16 protein-coding genes and 1 pseudogene are annotated in these 19,904 nt (G+C 65.5%); 10 read left to right on the top strand and 7 right to left on the bottom strand.

The features are described 5' to 3' along the window. Positions 1 to 3: 3 nt before the first annotated feature. Complete coding sequence (locus tag AC16DP_RS08570) at positions 4 to 765, bottom strand: hypothetical protein (protein WP_329734240.1); 762 nt, start codon at positions 763 to 765, stop codon at positions 4 to 6. Between the two features lie 1,137 nt (positions 766 to 1,902). Here AC16DP_RS08570 and AC16DP_RS08565 point away from each other — a divergent pair. Continuing rightward, entirely contained in the window at positions 1,903 to 3,252 is a 1,350-nt protein-coding gene (locus AC16DP_RS08565) for a KGGVGR-motif variant AAA ATPase (protein ID WP_329734239.1), read from the top strand. Continuing rightward, positions 3,249 to 4,694: a hypothetical protein gene (locus AC16DP_RS08560; RefSeq protein WP_329734238.1), complete on the top strand. Its 1,446-nt coding sequence runs from the start codon at positions 3,249 to 3,251 to the stop codon at positions 4,692 to 4,694. Before AC16DP_RS08565 ends, AC16DP_RS08560 begins: the two co-directional genes overlap by 4 nt. Before the next feature lie 532 nt (positions 4,695 to 5,226). Here the strand turns inward: AC16DP_RS08560 and AC16DP_RS08555 are convergent. Then, positions 5,227 to 5,550, bottom strand: a complete 324-nt coding sequence (locus tag AC16DP_RS08555) for a hypothetical protein (protein ID WP_329734237.1) — start codon at positions 5,548 to 5,550, stop codon at positions 5,227 to 5,229. After that, positions 5,551 to 6,153 carry a hypothetical protein gene (locus tag AC16DP_RS08550; RefSeq protein ID WP_329734236.1) on the bottom strand — a complete coding sequence of 201 codons (603 nt, stop codon included), beginning with the start codon at positions 6,151 to 6,153 and terminating at the stop codon, positions 5,551 to 5,553. Positions 6,154 to 6,490: 337 nt separating this feature from the next. Here AC16DP_RS08550 and AC16DP_RS08545 point away from each other — a divergent pair, with 337 nt between their 5' ends. Beyond that, complete coding sequence (locus tag AC16DP_RS08545) at positions 6,491 to 7,390, top strand: hypothetical protein (RefSeq protein WP_329734235.1); 900 nt, start codon at positions 6,491 to 6,493, stop codon at positions 7,388 to 7,390. Positions 7,391 to 7,408: 18 nt separating this feature from the next. Here AC16DP_RS08545 and AC16DP_RS08540 read toward each other — a convergent pair whose 3' ends face one another. Further along, positions 7,409 to 9,292 (bottom strand): hypothetical protein, encoded by a 1,884-nt coding sequence (locus AC16DP_RS08540; protein ID WP_329734234.1) that lies wholly within the window; start codon positions 9,290 to 9,292, stop codon positions 7,409 to 7,411. Between the two features lie 187 nt (positions 9,293 to 9,479). On the opposite strand from AC16DP_RS08540, the gene AC16DP_RS08535 reads away from it, so the two are divergent. The 3 genes from AC16DP_RS08535 to AC16DP_RS08525 are packed head-to-tail and all read left to right on the top strand — an operon-like array spanning position 9,480 to position 12,753. Continuing rightward, on the top strand, positions 9,480 to 11,027 hold the full coding sequence (locus AC16DP_RS08535; RefSeq protein WP_329734233.1) for an ABC transporter substrate-binding protein: 1,548 nt from the start codon (positions 9,480 to 9,482) through the stop codon (positions 11,025 to 11,027). Then, complete coding sequence (locus tag AC16DP_RS08530; protein WP_329734232.1) at positions 11,024 to 11,935, top strand: ABC transporter permease; 912 nt, start codon at positions 11,024 to 11,026, stop codon at positions 11,933 to 11,935. The genes AC16DP_RS08535 and AC16DP_RS08530 overlap by 4 nt, the downstream gene beginning before the upstream one ends. Beyond that, complete coding sequence (locus AC16DP_RS08525; RefSeq protein WP_329734231.1) at positions 11,932 to 12,753, top strand: ABC transporter permease; 822 nt, start codon at positions 11,932 to 11,934, stop codon at positions 12,751 to 12,753. The genes AC16DP_RS08530 and AC16DP_RS08525 overlap by 4 nt, the downstream gene beginning before the upstream one ends. 49 nt (positions 12,754 to 12,802) lie before the next feature. Here AC16DP_RS08525 and AC16DP_RS08520 read toward each other — a convergent pair whose 3' ends face one another. Then, complete coding sequence (locus AC16DP_RS08520) at positions 12,803 to 13,903, bottom strand: ferritin-like domain-containing protein (protein ID WP_329734230.1); 1,101 nt, start codon at positions 13,901 to 13,903, stop codon at positions 12,803 to 12,805. Next, the gene (locus AC16DP_RS08515; protein ID WP_329734229.1) at positions 13,900 to 15,792 is read right to left on the bottom strand and encodes a hypothetical protein; all 1,893 of its coding nucleotides are present in this window, start codon (positions 15,790 to 15,792) and stop codon (positions 13,900 to 13,902) included. Before AC16DP_RS08515 ends, AC16DP_RS08520 begins: the two co-directional genes overlap by 4 nt. A 333-nt stretch (positions 15,793 to 16,125) precedes the next feature. Between AC16DP_RS08515 and AC16DP_RS08510 the strand changes: the two genes are divergently transcribed. The 4 genes and pseudogenes from AC16DP_RS08510 to AC16DP_RS08495 all read left to right on the top strand — a co-directional run bounded on the left by AC16DP_RS08510 (position 16,126) and on the right by AC16DP_RS08495 (position 19,229). Next, a complete protein-coding gene (locus AC16DP_RS08510) occupies positions 16,126 to 16,893 on the top strand; it encodes a hypothetical protein (protein WP_329734228.1) in 768 nt (255 codons plus the stop codon). A 28-nt stretch (positions 16,894 to 16,921) separates the two neighbouring features. After that, positions 16,922 to 17,305 carry a DUF952 domain-containing protein gene (locus tag AC16DP_RS08505; protein ID WP_329734227.1) on the top strand — a complete coding sequence of 128 codons (384 nt, stop codon included), beginning with the start codon at positions 16,922 to 16,924 and terminating at the stop codon, positions 17,303 to 17,305. A 112-nt stretch (positions 17,306 to 17,417) separates the two neighbouring features. Next, positions 17,418 to 18,736: pseudogene (sitA5, locus tag AC16DP_RS08500) on the top strand (SitA5 family polymorphic toxin). Then, the gene (locus AC16DP_RS08495) at positions 18,726 to 19,229 is read left to right on the top strand and encodes a HEAT repeat domain-containing protein (protein ID WP_329734225.1); all 504 of its coding nucleotides are present in this window, start codon (positions 18,726 to 18,728) and stop codon (positions 19,227 to 19,229) included. Before sitA5 ends, AC16DP_RS08495 begins: the two are co-directional and overlap by 11 nt. A 15-nt stretch (positions 19,230 to 19,244) precedes the next feature. Here AC16DP_RS08495 and AC16DP_RS08490 read toward each other — a convergent pair whose 3' ends face one another. Next, complete coding sequence (locus tag AC16DP_RS08490; RefSeq protein WP_329734224.1) at positions 19,245 to 19,811, bottom strand: DUF420 domain-containing protein; 567 nt, start codon at positions 19,809 to 19,811, stop codon at positions 19,245 to 19,247. Between the last annotated feature and the right edge of the window lie 93 nt (positions 19,812 to 19,904).

Genomic DNA, 19,904 nt, shown 5'->3' with positions numbered 1-19,904 from the left:
GTTTCAGGGGCCGATGGAAGTGGGGGGACGAATCGGGGCGCCCACGCCGATGTAGCACTTGCCCTGGTACTCGGCCGCGCCTTCGGAACAGGGAGGGCGTCTGGCGACTTCCAGCCAGCACCCACCGCGGATCTCCACTTCGTCTCGCTTGGGATTGCACGGAGGCTTCTTCTGACCCGCCACGGGTTTGTCAGGCATGGGGAATCCTTCAATCCCGGCCCAGGAGTCGTCACTCGTGCGGCTGAGGACCAGTTCTTCCACCGTGGAGTGCGCTTCCTGTGAGTGCAGCTCCTGAGGCGGGTGCTCGGTGGCCCGTGGCCAGAGGACCACCGTGAGCGCGAGCAGCGCGGCCAGCGCCAGAGCCGCCCTGGGCGAGCCGAGCCGGCCCGCCGGACGCGGACGGGACTCCTTCGGACCTCCCGTCAGGTGGGCGCGCACCTCCGGCCGGGCGTCGATGCGCATGAAGGTCGCCGCCCATCGCTCGAGCATCCACGTGAGCTGCCGGGGTTGTCCGTTCCCGGGAGCGTGCTCCACCTCCAGCGCGAGGTAGGGCGGGGTGACGTTGGCGGTGGCGCGCACCTGCCAGTTCTCTTCCGCGCGCAGATCTCCCTTGGGGGCGGGCATGAGCACCAGGGCGGGGTTGCCCGTCTCGGTGTTGCGAGCCTCGTACAGGCGGCCCAGCCCACCGCCGATGGCGCGATGGCGCAGGGTGACGCGATACGGCCCCAGTGCTCCTCCGCTCCAGGGTTTGTCTTCTTCTTTCATTCGCTCCTCCGATCCCGGGTTCCTAGCACGGCGACACGGCTGATGACCATACAGGTCAATATTGTCCACCCGGGCCATACCACGTCCGCGGTAGGGCGGTGGGTTCAATGAGCGGAACCGAGGCCGGAGGAGAGTTGAGGGCCCGTGCTTGGTCGCGACGTTGGAAGAGCCGATGAAGCAGAGGACGCTGTAGGTGGACTATGCGCATCTGCTGCGCCGTACTTTCGTGCTGGGTGTCTTCGTCCGTTCTCAATGCGGATGCAGCAGGCAGGTGCAGGCGTACTTGAGGCCACTCGGTGGGGTCCTCGCCATCCTGGAGCACCAGGGACTGCTCAGGCGGGCCGATGCTGGTTGCGGCACTTGGAACACGCTAGCTTGGCAGACGTGGTGCTGAAGCTGGCGCAGCCACTATCAAGTCGCTCTAGCCTTCTGAGGAGCCGTGGCTCGGGAGAGGCTGTGTGCCCCAAGGGGTTGCTCGGCCCTCAGCACTGGCGCCGTACATGGCCTTGCTGACCCCAGCAGTTGCCCTACGCGGACGCCCTGCACCAGCCCGCTGCCCGCAGCGGGGCCTCTATCTCTTTTTGTTGGGAGACAAGCAGCCTCGTTTCGTGCTCTCAACCTTCGTGCTAGTAGGAGCAAGCGGCACTCCTACCTTGGTGACCTCTCTCTATCTACTGGAATCAGTGAGTTAATGGAACGTCTCTCAGAGAAAGCGCAGGATTCTCTCTCCGCTGCTCTCCGCCATGTGCGGGACGCAGAGCATCTCGCAGACGCTTCGAACCCACATGCCTCTCTCGATCAGGCATTCCATCTGGCGGGATTTGGGCCGGAGTGCGTGCGGAAGGCGACTTTGAGCGATCGCGCATTGGACAAGGCGATTGGACATGGGGTAGGGCCCAGCGCTGAGATGGCGCTAAGCGCAGCTCTTGCCTGGGACGTTGTCGCGCACCGCTACCGACTGGGGGACTGGGCTGAGCGGTTCTCAACCTTGAGGCAGTGGTCTGTCGACTCCCGATATGCGCGCACAGGCCGCTTCACGGCAACCGAGGTTCAGGCGCTTCTCTCCGACGCTCGTAGGGCTGTCGATGAGGTTGTGTGGGCGATCTGGGCCGATGGTCGGCTTCCGAGGACGTTCACATGGTAACCTTTGACGACGTCCTGCCCACGCTCGTGCGCGTCATCGAGGAATCGTCGGTCGCCGCGACGATTCGGCGTGCCGGTGTGGTCCGGGATCTGGAGGGCCGTGTTCGCCTTATCATAGAGCCAGATCCATCTCAGCCAATACCAGATATGAGCGCGTTGGAGCAAGCTCTCGTGCAAGCCCTTCAGCGGTGGATCGAGCCCCCTTTGCTAATGACGACGGACCTGCGGGAGCCCGGGCGGCTAGCGCGAGCGTTGATGGGCAAGAGCAACATACAGTGGCCTGATGCCCGTTACGTACAGTCGAGCACGCTCCAAGAGGTGCCTGCCACCCCTGGTCGCTGGAACAAGATCGAACGGCGGCTTTCCAAGTACGATTGGGTTCGGGACGAGAGAGCGACGCCCCCATGGCCTTTGAGAGAAGGTTCTCCACCGATCGTCACTTTTTATTCTTTCAAGGGAGGTGTTGGACGTACCACTCTGCTCGCATCGTGCGCGTGGCAACTCGCCGAATTGGGCAAGAAGGTGGTCGTAGTCGACCTGGATGTCGAGGCTCCTGGATTGTCAGCCCTATTCGAGGTTGAGAGTCGGCGGGGCGTGGTTGACTTTCTCGTGGACTTCATTGGGACTGGCCAAATTGATATGGACGGGTTGGTTTCTGCGCCGGGTTCCTTGGGTCCGTTGAAAGGCAACATTGAGGTTGTTACAGCGGGAAACCTTGATGAGCGCTACTTCGAGAAGCTGTCCCGGCTCGATTTTATCGGGGGCGGGCTGCTGGATGTTAAGGGAGAGAGTCCCGTTGAACGGGGGCTACGCCACCTCCTGGGCGCGTTGCGCGGTCGTCAAGCCGATTACATCTTTATTGATTCACGGGCTGGCTTACATGACATCGCAGGACTGTCTCTTCACGGGCTCGCACACGTAGATGTGTTCGTAAGTCGTGCATCCGAACAGGGGTACCGCGGACTTGAACTGACGCTCCAGGCTCTGGGCAGGCGCAAGAAGGTGGATGACCTGCTTTGCGTCGTGGCTCACTCATTGGCCCCTCCAGATCCAGCCTCTCAGGAAGCCAAGATTGAGGAGGAGGAGTTCCTCAAGAGGGCTTACCGTGCGTTTGACCAAAGCCTTTATGGCAAATTGCCGGAGAGTCCTCAGCTTGAGGATGACGAGGAGCCACATTGGCCGAAAGTCATTCGGCGCCACCCGCTCCTTGAGCGCCTGACGCATCTCGGTGCCGCACGTGAGGTGTTGTTCTCAGAGGGCTACAAGCAACTCCTCGAACGCATTGTCGAATTGTGCGAACCAGAAGAAGACGTGGAAAGCACGAGTGAGGAAGGCATCCAATGACCAACCAGGAGAGGCTCAAGCTTCTGGAGAAAATGTCCCGCCTCAAGCATGTCGAGGACGAGAACGTCAGCACGGCCGATGTCTTTCTACCACTGCCGATGCATCGGATGGCCTTGCGGCCGGAGATGGTTATCATCCGAGGAGGCCGTGGGACGGGAAAGAGTGCGTTGTTCCGGTTCCTTCGGACTTCGGGACCGCTTTTGAGAGATTTTTTTCAGGATACGAGCCTGCCTGACGCTTCTTTCATTGACGCGTTCTCCGATGACAGTCAGGCGCACCCGCAGCCGATCGTGCTGGATAGTATCGCCGCCACTAGGTCCATGGGCTCTTTGCGTGTTTTCTGGATGACGCATCTGCTCGTACGCATCCAAGCTGGTTTGCCAGGTAGCCCTCCGCTTCCTCCACAACTTGTGACGGTTCGTGAGGGGCGCGAGCATGATCTGGCTCAATGGCTGCCGTGGGCCGAGGCGAATATCGGTCAGGTGGCCTCCGCCTTGGATGGGCTGGAGAGCTATCTCTCGAAGCAGAAGCGCACGGTTTTTGCCACCTACGATCATCTTGACCGACTCGGAGAGTTTGATCGTGAGGTCCGAAGTCGATACGCCAGTAGTTTGCTGGCACTTTGGCTTTCGCTGTCAAACCGATTTCGCCACCTTCGCGCGAAGATCTTCCTTCGAGACGATCTATTCGAGGACGCGGAGGGTAGTTTTGCCGATGCGAGCAAGTTGCGACCACGCTCAATTGCGCTCGATTGGACTGTTGAAGCACTCTACCGCGTTGTCGTGCGTCAACTTGCCGCACCCTCCGATGAGCACCCCTCAAGACTCAAGGAGATGCGTACATGGCTTCGGTCTATCGCGGGGCTTCAACTCACGGAACGTCAGGGCTTTGGTCTCCTCCCTGGGGAGATGCCAGAAACAGTGCAAAGGGCATTTGCTGATCGCCTTACTGGCAGATTGATGGGCAAGGGTTTAAAAAAAGGGTTCACCTACAGATGGATTCCGAACCGCCTGCAAGATGCGAATGTGCGCATCGTGCCGCGTTCGTTTCTTGTCCTCCTAGGGCATGCTGCTGAAGATGCTAAAAACCGTTCGCCGGGTAATATTAACCGGTTGATGAGCCCACAAAGCCTCGTTGCTGCATTGGTCCCAACTTCGCGAGCCCGTGTCAAAGAGATTTCCGAAGAATACCCAATCGTGAACCGACTGGAGAACCTGCGTGGTTTGGAGGTCATGCTCGAACGGGATGAAGTCATCCGGCGGTTGGCGAAGCCTGTGCCTGCAGAGCATGCGGGTCTCCCGCAGAATGGAGAGAGCGTGCTGGACGAACTCCTGAGGATCGGTGTCCTCAAAGAGCGTGATGACGGTCGCATTGATGTTCCTGACATCTACCGGTATGGGTTCGACATCAAACGCAAGGGCGGAGTGGCCCGCCCGAAGTAGGAATACCGCTTCAATAGATTGGAAAGAGCTGGGGGAGGTGTGAGGCGGCGTGCAGCGGTGCGGGGACTGAGTGGAGGAGGTAGAAGCCGAGGCTCGCGCACGCGACAAGCCAGTATTGTGGGCGTGCGCCGTAAGGGTGAGCCCTTTCAAGGTGAAGGAGAGGACCGCCTCCTGGCAGGGCCTGCAAGAAAGCACTTGGAGATGGAAAGGCAGCCTCGAGCAGGGCGCAGAAGAGCAGGACAAGGCTGCTGGCCCGCCAATCCTTATCGAAAGCAATGCCCCAGCACAGTCCTCTGGAATCAGGGGACACCTGGCTTCACCCTGGGGGCGCTCATTGTCTGCATTCCGTCAGGTCTGCTCTTGCCCTCGTAGCACTCGTGCAGTCGATATATGCCGTCGGGCGACCTCTCCCGGGACGTACTCCTTCTTGGTCTTCTTCTTGGATTTGCGCGGGTGCTTGCGCAGCCTGGCCACTCTCACGTTCGCCGCCAGTTCCAGCAGCGTCCGGCTCAGCTCGGGCGCTGACTGCAACTCATAAGGCCGCCATGTGGGTTCTGGTAATGCAATCATCTCGCTCCGCCAGCACATTCGTCAACAGGCGGATGATGTTTTCACCGTGCCGGGTTGGCTCGTCCAAATGCAACTCGATGCGCCGCAACCTCAACTGGCGCCCTGTCTCGTCCTCTATCCCTACGGCCTGTTCATACACAAGCCCCGTCTCCACTCGCCCCTCCTCCCGCCGCTCCTCCACTGGCGTCGGGTTGGGAGAAGCTCCATGCTCGCGGATGACGAAAGCGGCCTGCTTGTCATGAATGCCGAGCAGAATGCGCGTGGTGGAGAAGTTCCTGTCGGCCAACTACAACTCCCCCGGCCGCACCTGCTCCAGCACCGGCCCCATGAGGGCCCGCTCCTGCGCATGCGCATCCTCGGCGGGCACCATATCCACCACCAGGTCCAACTCCGGCGCATATACCACCAGGGACTGTCCGGGCAGCGCCGCTCCGCGAAACTCTCGCAACGGCTTCATCCTCTTCTCACTGGCCGCCAGGTGGTTGCCGTCCAGCACCCTCACCACGTATCCCGCTGCCCAGGGCGCTCGCCCCTGCCTCATGGGCTTCACCACCGCAGTCAGCCTCTCGGCGCTCCCTCGCACCAGGGCGCCCACCACCTCCGGCTCGGTACGCTTCACCTTGTCGTACAGCGCCGTGAGGGACACCCCCAACTCGGGGCTTGCCTGCGCCGCCGCATGCAAGGAGGGCTTGAGCCCCAGCGCCACCAATCCCATCAGGTCCACCACCGTGGAGAACATCAACTCGCGCGTGTACTGCTTGTCCCGGTGGCGCTCGAACACCTCCTCCATCCACTCCCGGCTCAGCGCCTGCTGCATCACCAACCGCACCATTGTTACCGTCAGCGGACTGCTCTTCTTGAATCGCTCCAGGATGGCTTCCAGGGCCATGGCTCCCTCCCTTCGGAGTCGTCCCTGAACCATGACCTCTCCGGTAGCCCTGTGCTGCTCCCTCGCTTTCTTGCCCGCTCTCTTGCTCGCTTTCCTTCCGGAGTAGTATCACCCGCCCAACCCGCGGGCTCGTGGCCATCCCATCAGCCTACGTGCCTCACCTTTCCAGTCTCGGTGATGGGCTACCCCTGCTCACGGGGGGCCTGCCCATCAACCAACTCGCTCACCCGGGCCCACTTCTCCCTCATCCATCGTGCTCGGTAACACTGAAGGCGCTCGAATAGCCTCCTGGCCAGGCCGGTGACCCGAATTCTTTGACACCCTCTCCGGAGCCCTCATGTCCCTCCGTGTTCGTCGTCATGCATCCTGGGCCGCCGCGGCCGTGCTGTGGGCCACCCCCATGACCGTCCCGGCCGCCCTCGCCCAGACAGACCCCGCTCCGGCCGTGCCCGCTCCCGCGAAGGCGCCCGGGGAGGGTTGTGCCAAGGGCCGCCGCGTCCAGGTGAAACCCCAGGAGCTGAAGAAGAAGGTGCGTGGCGCCACCTCGCGCACGGAGCTGAAGCAGCTCCTCGGCTCGCTGGGGATGAACATCGAGTGGAACGGGCTGTCGTGCTCCAAGAAGGAGGAGGAGGAGCCTCCCTCCGTGGTGCTCGACGTCTTCAAGGCCCGCATCGTCTCCGCCGAGCAGCAGGACCTCGTCGTCCAGGCGCGTGGCCGGGTGTGCGAGGAGGCCCAGCTCCTGAGTGGCGTGGTGCTCCACCCGCTCGAGGGGAAGGACACCCACTGCGCCATCGACATGCCCTTCCTCCCCGGGCTGCCGGACACCTACCACCGCAAGACCGTCTTCGGCTTCGAGAACCTGATCGACCCGGTGCGCCAGGTCTTCAAGGTCGACTCCCAGAGGGAGGACTCGCGCAACACCTACTTCGAGCTGTCCTACTGGGAGGCCCAGGACGGCGAGCTGCGCCACATCTTCTCCATCTCCACGGGCGAGCACATGGGCTTCATGAATGGCGTGTCCACCGCGAAGGTGACCGCCCAGGGCGCCGGCTTCCCGCGCCAGCTCCTCATCAAGGAGTCGAGCAGGACGTGCGGGAATTTCGTCGACATGCCCTCGGGCGAAAGCGTCTACACGAGCGACTGCACGGAGGTCTTGAACGAGCAGCTCCAGTGCTACCAGCGAGACCCCAAGACGGGCCGCGCCGGGTACGCCGAGTGCCAGCGCTCTCCATACTGAGCCGGGGGCGCCACGCGCTCATTTCTGTTGGCGCATCCGCTCCTGGGTGAGCTTGCGTGTGTCATCGTCATAGAAGCCGAGCGGGGTGTACTCCCTGCGGCGCAGATCGATGATGGCCTCCACCCTCGCATTGGCTTCCTCCGGGGAGAGGTTCGGGAAGTTCTCCGCGATGTACACCGCGAGCATCGTGCGATCGTCCGTGTTGTAGTTCGCGTCGCCCCCGCTGACGTAGTCCGGAATCATCGTGTTCAGCGCCGCCACGACGGCGCGCACGGCTCCGAGCTGGGAGGGCAGCAACACCGAGGCCACCGCCGAGCCCGATGGCCGCTCCGGTGTCGCCACCTGCCACTTCTGGAACCAATCCATCTCCTTGTAGTTGTACTTCTTGAGCATCTCCTGGAGCCCCTGGGGCACCTCCTTGGGATCGACCTGGTGGGTGAGGAGCTGGATCATGCTCGAGGCCCCGAGGTATTCCGCGGACAGCTTGAGGTGGCTGTCGCGATGCCGCTGAGCCCGCTCCCAGTTCGGGAGCTTCTCCTTCAGGAGGTTCTCCGCCGTGCCGTGCTTCTTCTTCATGGAGGGAGAGCGATCCAGTTGGGCCTGGCAGCTCTCCCGGGTGGGCTTCAGCTCCGCGGGGCCCAGTTGGTCCTTGTAATTGTGCTGGACCGCGAACCTCTTCTGCAGGTCCTTCGCGAGACTCTCGGTCACCCCACCGATGATCTGCAGTCCGAGCCCCATCCGCGTGCCCTTCGTCTGGAATCCCAGGACCGTCTGGAAGGGCATGCCGAAGTGCTGATTCCAGTCGTACATGGGCTCGAAGTCACTCACCTCCATGTTGCCCTGGGTGATCAACAGATCGCCCGCACAGCCCGTGGCGAACGGATCCTGTCCCAGCGAGATGACATAGACATCCACCTCGCCCAGGGTTTCCGGAGACTGGCTCTGCTCGTGGGTCTTGATGAGGACGCGATTTCCCTGCGGCTCGACGGTGACGGGCTTGCGGCCGATCTTCTTGATGTCGATGTCCGTTTGCGGCTTCTCGATGGGGAGCCGGTGGCCGGGGAGGAAGATGGGGGTTCCGTTCCCCCAGATCCACATCACCTTGTGGCCGAGCTGCCAGGCCCGCTGCGCGGCATCGATTCCAGCGTTCGTTCCATGGACGGCCACCGTCAGTTTCTGGACGGGCGTCTCCCGGTGCCGGGTGTTCCCCCGGATGCGAGAGGTCTCCGGGAACAAGGTCATGAACTCATCCAGGTTCACCACCTTGCCCCGGAGGGCGTCCTTCATCTGGGAGACCGTCATGTCCTCCCGGTCGTCTTTCGGTACCTTGGGGCAGATGGAGTCGCCCAGCCCGCGGTGAGCGCCAAGTCCTGTCGCGACCACGACGAACGCCGCGGAGTACGAGCCCTGGCGGGTATTGATCCGGAAGACGTCTCCGAGCTTCTCGATGGAGACCACTTCGTTCGTGACGAGGGTCGCGCCCTGGCTGAAGGCATTCTCGAAGGCCTTGGCGTTCTCCTCCGCGAACGCGGACCGCTGCATGTACTCCTGGCTGTATTGGGGGACCTTCTTGCCCCAATGGCTGATCTGATGGCGCTCGTGATTGATGTAACCGTCGCCCCGCACGGTCCTGTCCCAGGGATCAACGGAGCCGAACACCACCATTCGCTCGTAGAGGTCCTTCTTCGAGACCTTGCCCGACACGCTGGCTTGCGCCAGGGCGGTCAGATAGTAGGCAACGGTGCTGCCGTGTCCGATGAAGGCGATGCGGTACATCTTGTCGCCCGCCCAGTATTCGTTTCCGGCGGCATCCTTCCAGGAGGGGCTGCCGGAAGGTCTCTGCTCCACCACTTCCCAGCGGTACTCCTGGTTCTTCGTGATGCGCTTGAGGTCGAAGTACATGGCCTCGCTCCCGGATCACCCGCGTGAAGGGGCGCATTGTACCTGCTGGACAGCCCCTCAGCCAGGGCGTGAGCCGGGGTGAGGAAAGCGGGCCGGTGTTCGGAGCGCTCCCGAATGACAGACATCCGGACTCCGCACACTCCGGCGTTGGAGAAAGTTGCACGTATGTGACACAACGGAGGCGCTGATGCCCCCGCTGCTCCGCCTCGCCGTCCTGTCGCTCCTCGTGGCGCTCCTCCCCGGCTGTCACGCCGAGCGGCCGCCCCCGGGCATCACCGTGCTCATCGAGGCCCCACCGGAGAGCCTGGACGACCGGTTCACGCTCTCGGCCATGGGCCAGCGCCTCGCCCAGCTCATCACCCCGGGGCTCGTCACCCTGGATGACAGCAGCACGCCGGTGCCGGACCTGGCCGAGTCCTTCCGCGAGCTGTCTCCCACGCTCGTGGAGCTCACGCTGCGCCCGGGGCTCACCTTCCATGATGGCAGTGCCCTCACCACCGAGGACGTGAAGGCCACCTACGACAGCATGTGGGACGCGGCCATCGCCAGCCCCCGGGCCGAGAGGTACGCGGCCGTCGAGCGGGTGGAGGTGGTTGACGCGCGCACGGTGCGCTTCCACCTGCGCCGGCCCTATGCGCCCCTGCTCTCCGAGCTGTCCCTGGGCATCCTTCCCGCCGAGCGGGCCTCGGCCGCCGGCAAGGAAGTCCAGGGCCGGGCCCCCATGGGCGCGGGCCCCTTCCGCTTCGAGTCCCAGCCGGACGAGGACCACCTCACGCTGGTGCCCTTCGCGGGCTACTACCGGGGTGCGCCCGCCATCCCCCGGCTGCACTTCCGCGTGGTGCGCGACGAGACGACGCGCGTGCTGGAGCTGCTCAAGGGGCGCGCGGACCTCGTCCTCAACGCCCTGTCCCCGGCCGTGCTGCCCGCGCTGGAGCGAGAGCCCTCGCTGCGCGTCCTCACGAAGGAGGGCACCGGCTTCGCCTACCTGGGCCTCAACCTGCGCCACGGGCCGCTCGCGGACGCGCGGGTGCGCCGCGCCCTGTGCCACCTCGTCGATGTGGGGCCGCTCGTCACGTACAAGTTCCACGGGCTGGCGGTGCCCGCCCACGGCATGCTGCCGCGCACGCACTGGGCCTGGGCTCCCGTCGCCGGCTGCCGGTACGACCCGAAGGAGGCCGCCCGGCTCCTGGACGAGGCCGGCTACCCGGACCCGGATGGCCCCGGAGGCGCGCCCCGCCTCTCCTTCCAGCTCAAGACGAGCACCGACCGCTTCCGCCGCTCCGTGGCGCTCGTCCTCCAGGAGCAGCTCTCACGCGGCGGCGTGGCCGTGGAGGTGCGCTCGCTCGAGTTCGGCACCTTCTTCAATGACATCCGCCGGGGCAACTTCGAGCTCTTCACCCTCAAGTGGGCCTCCGTCATCGAGCCGGACCTGATGCGCAGCGCGTACCACTCGGGCAACGTGCCCACGGAGGCCAACCACTGGGGCGGCTTCAACCGGGGGGCGCTGCGGGACGAGGCGCTCGACGCCCTCCTCGACGAGGCCAGCCGCGTCTCCACCCCCGAGCGCCAGGCGCTCTATGCGCGGGCCCAGGAGCGCCTGGACGTGCTGATGCCTGTGGTGCCCCTGTGGCACGAGAGCTCCGTGGCCGTGGCCTCCCGCCGGCTCCAGGACTTCGAGCCGAGCGCTCACGGCCGGTTCACCCCGCTCGCGTGGGCGAGGATGGTGGAGCCATGAAGCGGCTCGCCTCGGCGGCGGTGGCCCTGTGCGGTGCGCTGCTGCTCGTCTCGCTCTTCCTGCACCTGGTGCCGGGAGACCCCATCGACGTGATGCTGGGCGAGGAGTCCACCCAGGTGGATAGAGCGGCCCTGCGCCGCGCCGTGGGCATGGACCAGCCCGTGCACCTCCAGCTCTGGAGCTTCACCCGGGACTTCGTCACCGGAGAGCTGCGCACCTCGGTGCCTCCCTTCCAGCGGAAGGTGATGCCGGCCATTGGCGCGGCCCTGCCCCTCACGCTGGTGCTCGCGCTCGCGGCCATGGCCGTGGCCCTGGTGCTGGCCCTGCCGCTCGGAGTGGCCGCCGCGGCGCGCCGGGGCACGGCGGTGGATACGGCCGCCATGAGCGCGGCGGTGGCCGGCGTGGCCCTGCCGCGCTTCTGGCTCGGGCCGGTGCTCATCATCCTCTTCTCGTTGAAGCTGGACTGGCTGCCCGTGTCCGGCGCCGACTCGTGGCGGCACCTCGTCCTGCCCGCCTTCACCCTGGGCACCGCGCTCTCCGCCTTCCTCGCGCGCATGACGCGCGCCGCCATGCTGGAGGCCCTGCGCGAGGACTACGTCACCGTCGCCCGTGCCAAGGGGCTCTCTCCCCGCGCCGTGCTGTGGCGCCATGCCTTCCGCAACGCCCTGCTGCCCATCCTCACCGTGCTGGGGCTCGAGTTCGGCGCCCTGCTCGGCGGCGCCATCGTCACCGAGAAGGTCTTCGCCTGGCCCGGCATGGGCACCCTGCTGCTGAGCGCCATCGAGAAGCGCGACTACAACACCGTGCGCGCCATCGTGCTCGTCTTCACCTGCTGCTACGTGCTCGTCAACACGCTCACGGATGTGGCCTACGGGCTCGTGGATCCGCGCGTGCGGAGGCGCGCATGAGGCTCCGCCTCCGCTCCGTGGGCGGGCGTTTCGGACTCGCCGTGGCGGGGCTGCTCGTCCTCGTCGCGCTGCTCGCCCCGGTCCTCAGCCCTCATGCTCCGGAGGCCATGGACCTCGCCACGGAGCTCGTTCCTCCTCGTCCCGGCCATCCGCTCGGCACGGGGGAGAACGGCATCGATCTGCTCACCCATGTGCTGTACGGCGCGCGCGTCTCGCTCGTCGTCGCCGCGTTCGCCGTGGCGCTCTCGGCCCTGGTGGGCACCGTGCTCGGCGGTCTCGCGGGGTTCCTGGGAGGGCTCGTGGACGAGGCGCTCATGCGGCTCACCGACGTGCTGCTGGCCTTCCCCGGCATGCTCCTGGCCATCTTCATCACCGCGGTGCTGGGGCCCTCGCTCACCCACGTCATCTTCGCGTTGAGCTTCACCGGGTGGACGGGCTACGCCCGGCTGGCGCGCGGGCAGGTGCTCACCCTGCGCGAGCGGGACTACGTGCAGGCGGCACGGGCGCTGGGTGCCAGCAACGCGCGCATCCTCTTCCACCACCTGCTGCCCAACGCCGCCGGGCCCCTCGTCGTGCAGGCCACATCCGCGCTGCCCGGCGCGATCCTCGCCGAGGCCTCGCTCAGCTTCCTCGGGCTGGGCGCGCCTCCGGGGACGCCCTCGTGGGGCGCGCTGGTGGACCAGGGCACGCAGTACCTCCTCGTCGCTCCCCACGTGGCCCTCTTCCCCGGGCTCGCGCTGGCCCTCACCGTGCTCGGCTTCCACCTGCTCGGTGATGCCGTGCGCGACACCCTGGACCCCAAGCACCTGGAGCGTTAGGCCATGCGGTGGAGTTCCGCATGGCCGGCTCCGTGGAGGGTGCTGCCCGTCATGCACCCGCTGCGCGAGTCGCGCGGGCCTGGGCCGGGGCCCCGCTGTCTCGGGATTGTGTCTGGCTGGGATTGACCGGCTGGTACTCGAAACTGGGGCCGGTGAACACGGCCGGATTCGGGATGCCGGACATCATCGCCTTCGCCTGCCCCTTGAGCGACATCATCAGACCGATGGCCGTGTTGAACTGTGCCTGCGTGTTCTGCCCGTTGAAGAGCGAGTGCAGCGCGAGCAGCAGGCTCGTGTACGTGTAGTTGAAGTTGTCACAGGCGAACTGCTGCGCGCCGCCGGCCGGATAGTTCGCCGACTTCGGATTCGTCGGCACGTTGTAGACGCCTGTCGAGTCGAAGGACACCGGCGCGCCCGCGTAGGCGTAGTGGGCCGGCGGCGGGGCCGGGACGAGCAGCTTCCCCTTCTGGATCTGCATGTACCGGTAGTAGTGGGCGACGCCCTTGCCGACGACTTCCTCGGGGGAGGTGCTGGTGCCCTCTCCCTGTTCGATGATCGTCGTGAGCGCCTGCTGCGCGGTGGCGACATCGGTGACGACGATCGCCTCCCGCATGATGTCGGGCCCCACCTGATTCCTCGGCGGATTGACGAACGCACCGTCGCCCAGCAACGCGATCGCGTCGGAGATGGCCGTGTAGAACTGCCCGATCGTGATCGGCTGCGCCGCCTCTTCCGCCAGCGCGGCGACGGGGAAGTTGAGCGGATCCTCCGGCTGCTCGATGTCGAGGAACGTCTGCAATTGCGTCATCGAGAACGGCGCGAGGTTGACGATTAATCCGCTCTGGACTCCGCCGGGCAGCGGCCCGGGGTAGCTCGGGATGAAGCCGGGTTTGTCGATGGAGGGCGAGCCGCCCAGTGCGTTGAGCACGTTCGAGGCGAGCGTCATGTGCAGCATCTCCTCGATGATCACCGAGTCGAGGATGCTGCTGATCTCCGCGTTCTTCGTCGGATCGAGCGAGTACTTCGCGTACAGGTAGACGGGAATCGTGGCGTGTTCCAGCTCGATCGCCTGCTGCAGCGCCGGCCAGAGCGCCTGCGCACTGGTGGGAGCGGTGAGGCCCTCGAGAACTTGTCGTTTCAGCAGGATCATGACGTTGCTCCTCCCTTCACCGCGCTCTGGACGACCACGCGCCGTACCGCGGCAGCGGCCTTGCCACCCATACGTGCCAGCTTGACCTTGCCCGGTGGATCCTCCGCCTGGGCCGCGGCCACGGCGGCGCGCGCCACGGCCCTGAGCCCCTTCTCCTTCTGAACGCCCTGCTGGGGATTGGCGAGGAACGAGAGGATCGCCTGCCGCTTGGCGGGGGAGAGATCTCGCGTGACCGGCATCGCGTTCGGATTGGACGGATCCAGGCCAAACGCGAGCGTGAGCAGCGACGCGTGCTTCACGACCGAGGCGTAATCGCCGAGCTGCAGGAAGCGATTCATGACGGGGTAGAGGTTCCCGTACTGCACGAAGATGGGCTCGACGTCCGTCCACGTCACCGGATTGGACGCGGTGAAACCGCTCCACACCAGGAAGCTGATGAAGTTCCAGGGGTTCCCCGGGCCGCCGTTGTCGCTCGAGTCGGTGAAGCTCGGCCGGACACCGTAGACTTGGCCGTCGATGCCGTAGTCCTGGCCGCCGTTGAAGTAGCGCGGCGTGCCGGGATCGCTGGCGTTGAAGGTGAGCGTCGCGAGGCCATTGCAGTTCGTGGTGGCCGTTGGCGAGAAGGTGAGCGCGCTCGACGGCGTGCCGACCGGCGGTACGTCTTTCGGGTGGATGGAGTTGCTCGGCTGCAGGCCCGAGAGATCGGTCGTGAAGGTCACGCTCGTGTTGGCGAGCGGGTTGCCCCATTGCGTCGCGTAGACCTGGACCTGGGCCGAGTCGCCGGGGCTCATGCGGTAGACGAAGCGGTCCGCGCGGACGAACGTGCCGGCCGGCGCTTCACTGATCGACGACGAGGACGACGCCAGCGTCAACGGCGCGGCCGCGATGGCCTGGAGTTGAGCGCTGCTGAGCGGAAACGAGACGACCCCCGCGGTTCGCGAGTACCAGGTTGGATCCGACGAGTAGCCGCCGGTGCCCGTCGACGCAATCGTGCCGAGCGGTGTGCTCATGCCGGGGACGGTGAGCGAGAGGTCGCCGATGTCCTTCGGCTGGCCCGTCGTCGCATCGGTGCTCAGGGCATTGCCGAGATCGAGCAGGATGCAGCTGGCGCTCGAATCCACCACGGCCGGGAAGAAGTTGATGTTGCCCGCGGGGAAGAAGAAGTTGAACTGGGTCGAGGATGGCGCGGCCATGAACTGCCGACCCAGGACCATGTGCTGGGGCTCGGACGCGCTCGCTGGACCGATGGTCCCGACGATGCGTCCGCACATGAAGTCGGGCGAGGTGAAGTCCAGGTTGATGTTGTCCACGTTGAACTTGATGGACAGGAGTCCGTCGCTGGCCGCGGCCTGGAGCGCGGTGAGGAACGGGGAAGCGGAGACGTCCGCCCACTGCAGATTGGTGAGCACGGACTGGTACGTCGCACCGGCGTCGATATCGCCGCCGCTCAGGTTGCCGATGGCGCGGTCCCAGATGTCCAGGAACGCCGCGGGCGTGAAATCGCCGCGCAGCAGCGTGTTGCCGTTGCTGTCGGCGATGCGCACCTGCAGGCCCCAGATCTCCGAGACGAGCTGCTGCTCGGGATCCAGATCGACCAGCTTCGCCGGCGCCTGCGTGTCCGAGTCGGCGATGAGGCATTGCAGCACGGGATCCGACGTGACCGCACCGGAGGACGGCATCCAGGCCGAGGTGACACGGCAGCCGAGGAGCCGCCACACCGCGTCGCCCTGCGGATTGAACCAGCCATTCATGGCGGTTCTCGTCTGCATGTCCTGGTAGCTGGGTTTGAATGAGGCGTTGTCGAAGTGTCCCGGATCGTTGTTGACCGTCGACACGTTCGACTGGAACTTGCCTGCGAAATGCAGACGCAGCGGGTTGAGATAGCTCACGACGGGCACCCCTCGGCCAACAGCGTTACGGGTGGAGGCCGGGCAGCGTAGCACGGACGGTGGTGGGCACCGTGCCTGGCGGCCTCGCGGGGAGGGCTCGTGGACGAGGCGCTCATGCGGCTCACCGCCGTGCTGGGGCCCTTGCCTCCGCCCATGTTCACGACGCCAACGTGAGCCTCCTTTGGAGGTCCCACCCACGGCACCCGTAAATCCCACCTTCCTGGTATTTACAACTAAGTGGCAATAGTTTAGTATCCTTGATTGAACGCGGTCAGTGATGAAGCCGTCACGCTGACGCTCCTTCACGCTGACGCTCCTTGAGGAATGGCATCGATGCAGCGATCCACGCTTCGTTCCCCCCTGTATGCCGTGTTGTCTGGGATGTGGTTGCTCGCGTGCGGAGAGGTCCCCGGCGCTGACCCGTTGCGCTCCGAGGAGCCGCTGGCCACCGAGACGTCGGCGCTGTGCTCTGGCGCGAGCGTCAGCAACCTCTCCCTTGGAGGCATGAGCTCGTACCAGGGCGAGCTGGCTGGCGGAGGCAATTGGGCGGTGAACTACCCCGCCAACGCGATTCGGCTGGACTACTACGTCAATGGAGTCTGGCGCGGCTCGGAGGAGCGCTGCAACGCCTTGGGCGGGACGACGAGCTGCACCGGCTCGGGCTCCTGGTCTTTCAGCATGTCGGGCATGTCCTGCGGCTGGCACTCCGTCGAGGTGCGGGCCCTGCCCATGGTCATCGACAGCGCGGGCAACCGCAGCACCTGCGGCGTCACCCCCACGACGATCTCCACGAGCGTCCTCGAGTACTGCAACCCCACCGCGTCCCTGTCCTGCCTGCGCGGCTATTCCTCCGTCGTCTCCTGCTCCGCCAGTGGCAGCAACGGGACCGGTGATTACACACCATACTGGTTCGACTCGCGCAGCGGCTCATGGAACGCGGGCGGCTGGGACAGCAGCTACAATCAGTGCGCGCCCCCCAGCTACGGCCAGCCCTCCGAGTGGCTGACGGTCGCCTTCAAGGTGGTCGACAGCCAGGCGACGGAGTCGAACACCCAGTACGCCTACTTCGAGTGCGCCCTGGGCAACTACCCGGACTTCTAGTGGCGGTGAGGCGTGGCATCATGCCCGCATGAGCGACCGAGCCCGCCCGCCCGAATCCGTCACCTCCATCTACACCCTGGTGCGCGGCGAGGACTGGCGGGCGGCCGAAGCCCTGGGCGAGTACCGCGGCAGCGCGGACGACACGCGTGACGGCTTCCTGCATTTCTCCACCGCCGCGCAGGTGCGCGCCAGTGCCGCGAAGCACCGCGCCGGCGAGCCGGACCTGTTCCTGGTCGAGGTGGACGTCGCCGCGCTCGGGGACGTCCTGCGCTGGGAACCAGCTGCCAGCCGTTCCCGCCCCGGCCTGTTCCCACACCTCTACGGCCCGCTTCCCCTCGGGGCCGTGCGGAGCGTCACGAGGCTGCCGTTGAACCCGGACGGGACGCATACCTTCCCGGCCGGGTTCCCGTGATCTACCATACTCCGCTCGGCCCGCACACCCGCGCTTGAAGCGCCCAGGAATGTAGGGCGGCGAGGCTGGCGCGAGCCCACATGGCATTCGTTGAGGTGGCGAGGAGGTGCACATGCGCGGCAGGTGGCGTGGACTCGGGTTGTTGCTGCTGGTGCCCTGGATGGCGGGCTGTATGGGTGGGCCCAGGGTTGTCCTGGACACGGGCGGTGGTGCCCCCATCGTCCACACAATCCCAGCCGCCGAGCCCCCACCGGTGCAGGTGCGTCCGGAAGAGCTCGTCCAGGCCATGACGGAGCTGGTGCTGCACATGCCGCTGAAGCTCTCCCCGCCACGATGGGAGGGCCGGGTGGTGCTCGCCTCCTGGGGAGGAGGGGAGCGGGATGCGCTCCAACAGATGCTGCGCGGGCAGTGTTCGCCCATGGAACCAGAGGAGGGGTGCCTCGTGCTGCCGGAGAACGCCCCCCTCTGGAGACGCTGGAGCGGATGCGGCTGGCGCTCTCGTTCTCCTTGGACAGCGTCTGGGAAGGCGCGGCCGTGCCTCTTGGCGAGCTCGTCGACCCGGTGGCCTTCAAGGTCATGGTCTACACGGCGATGAGCACCTGGCTGCTGACACTGATGATGCCCGAGCCAGTAACGAAGGGATTGGCGGCGGTGCTCACGGTGTACCTGGTGGCGTACCTGGGGCTGGGGCCGGTGTGGTCCATGGTGAAGGCCGGGTGGGTGTTGTTGGAGGAGTCCGAGGGGGCGAGGACCGTGGAGGCGGTGAAGCAGGCAGGCCGGCGCTTTGGTCGTGTGCTGGGGGACAACGGGATGCGCGTGTTCCTCCTGCTGGCGACGGCGGCCATCGGGGGACAGACACAGTTCGTGGGCAGGGGGCCGGGGTTGCCCGGGTTCCCTCAGGCGGCGTTGGCGTCCGCGGCACGCACGCGGGTGAGCCTGGAGGCGGCTGGGCAGGTGAGGACGGTGGTGCTGGGGGCCAGGGAGCTGGTGGTGGGCCTGGCGCCCACGGCCGTGGCCGCCAGTGTCCTGGGGCCGGGTGGCGGGTTGTCTCCCGAGCACAATGCTCAAACCCGGGATGACAATGATGGTTCACCACCCCAGGCATTGCTCGAATCACAGTCCAAACATATCCAGAAGATAGACAACATCATCCGAGATCATGCCAAGCCGGGTGATTTCGAAGGGGTTGCCAGGGAGCTGGCTGGCCAGAAGCTTCCCAAACCCGGTGGGGGTTACTGGGATCACCGGCGCGAGATGCTCCAGTCCATCAGGGATCTCAAGAGACACGTTCGAGCACTTGAGGGCAGTCTGGAGAATCCGGCACACTCGCCCGCCGTGCGTTCGTACGTCCAACGGGCGATGGACAAGGCCCGGTCCATGATCTCCCGGATGGAGGATGCTCTTTCTGGAGGACGGCCACGTGGACAATAGGGAGCGAGTGCGGCACCTGACCTCCTCCCATCCGGAGGAGGTCCTGGAGGCTCTTCGGGAGCTCAAGCTGGACAGGGATACGCCACCGTCCGAGGAGGTCATGGAGGCGGGTCTGGAGTTGATGAAGAGCCCGGATTCCGAGCTGCGGTACGAAGCCGTCTGGGCCCTGTGTCTTCATTGGGGGCACCCGCGCACGCTCCCCATGCTCCGGGCCATGCTGGAGGGCGGCGAGAAGGATCTGGAGGTACAGCTCCTCGCCGCCCGCTCCATCGGCTCCATGGTCGAGCGGTGTGGCCACCCGGATGAGCAGTCGTTCAAGACGTTGGCGCGCGTCGCGTTGGACGAAAGCGCGGCCGCTGAGCTCCGGGGCGTTGCCTATACCAGTCTTCGTGCGGCGGCCGGGCTGCTGCCCGCGCAAGAGGAAGCCTCTCTCCCGGAGGACATCCGCCAATTGCAGGTGGATTGGGCGTGGCTGCGCGCGCTGGCCGGCTGAAGCAGCCCGGGCCCCTCAGGGCACCGCGGGCAGGCTGTCGCGCAGCATGAAGAAGATGACCACGCCCGTCACGGACACGTAGAGCCAGATGGGCGCCAGCCACCGCGTCACCTTCCGGTGCTTGTCGAAGGCCTTGCGCCACGCGAAGTAGAAGGACAGCAGCGCGCCCGGCACCACGAACATCGACAGCAGCACGTGGCTGGCCAGGATGCTCAGGTACACCGTCTTCATCACCCCGCCGCCCGCGTAGCGCGTGTCCCCGTGCACGAAGTGGTACGCCAGGTAGCACACCAGGAACAGCCCCGAGGCCGCGAACGCGGACACCATCAGGTACTGGTGCACCCGCCTCGCCTTGCGGCGGATGGCCACCCAGCCCGCCGTCAGCAACGCCGCCGCGAGCGCGTTCAGGCTCGCGTTCACCGCCGGCAGGAAGCGCAGATCCACCCCCTCCACCGCTCCTCCTCGGCGGATGAGAAGCAGATACGCGAGAAATGAGAGAGCGGCGGCGGAGACCACCGCCGTGAAGACGTAGAAGCCACGGTCACTCACCGGGGCCTGCGGAGCAGAAGTCGCGTCAGACATGGCGTAGCTTTCTGTCCCGACTGTGCCCCGCATGCAACTGCCGACGCTTGCTTCTTCGTGACATGAGCAAGCGTATAGCCATTAACGGGAATT

Source organism: Archangium sp., assembly GCF_057119385.1.
This window is presented reverse-complemented; position numbering and strand designations above follow the sequence as displayed.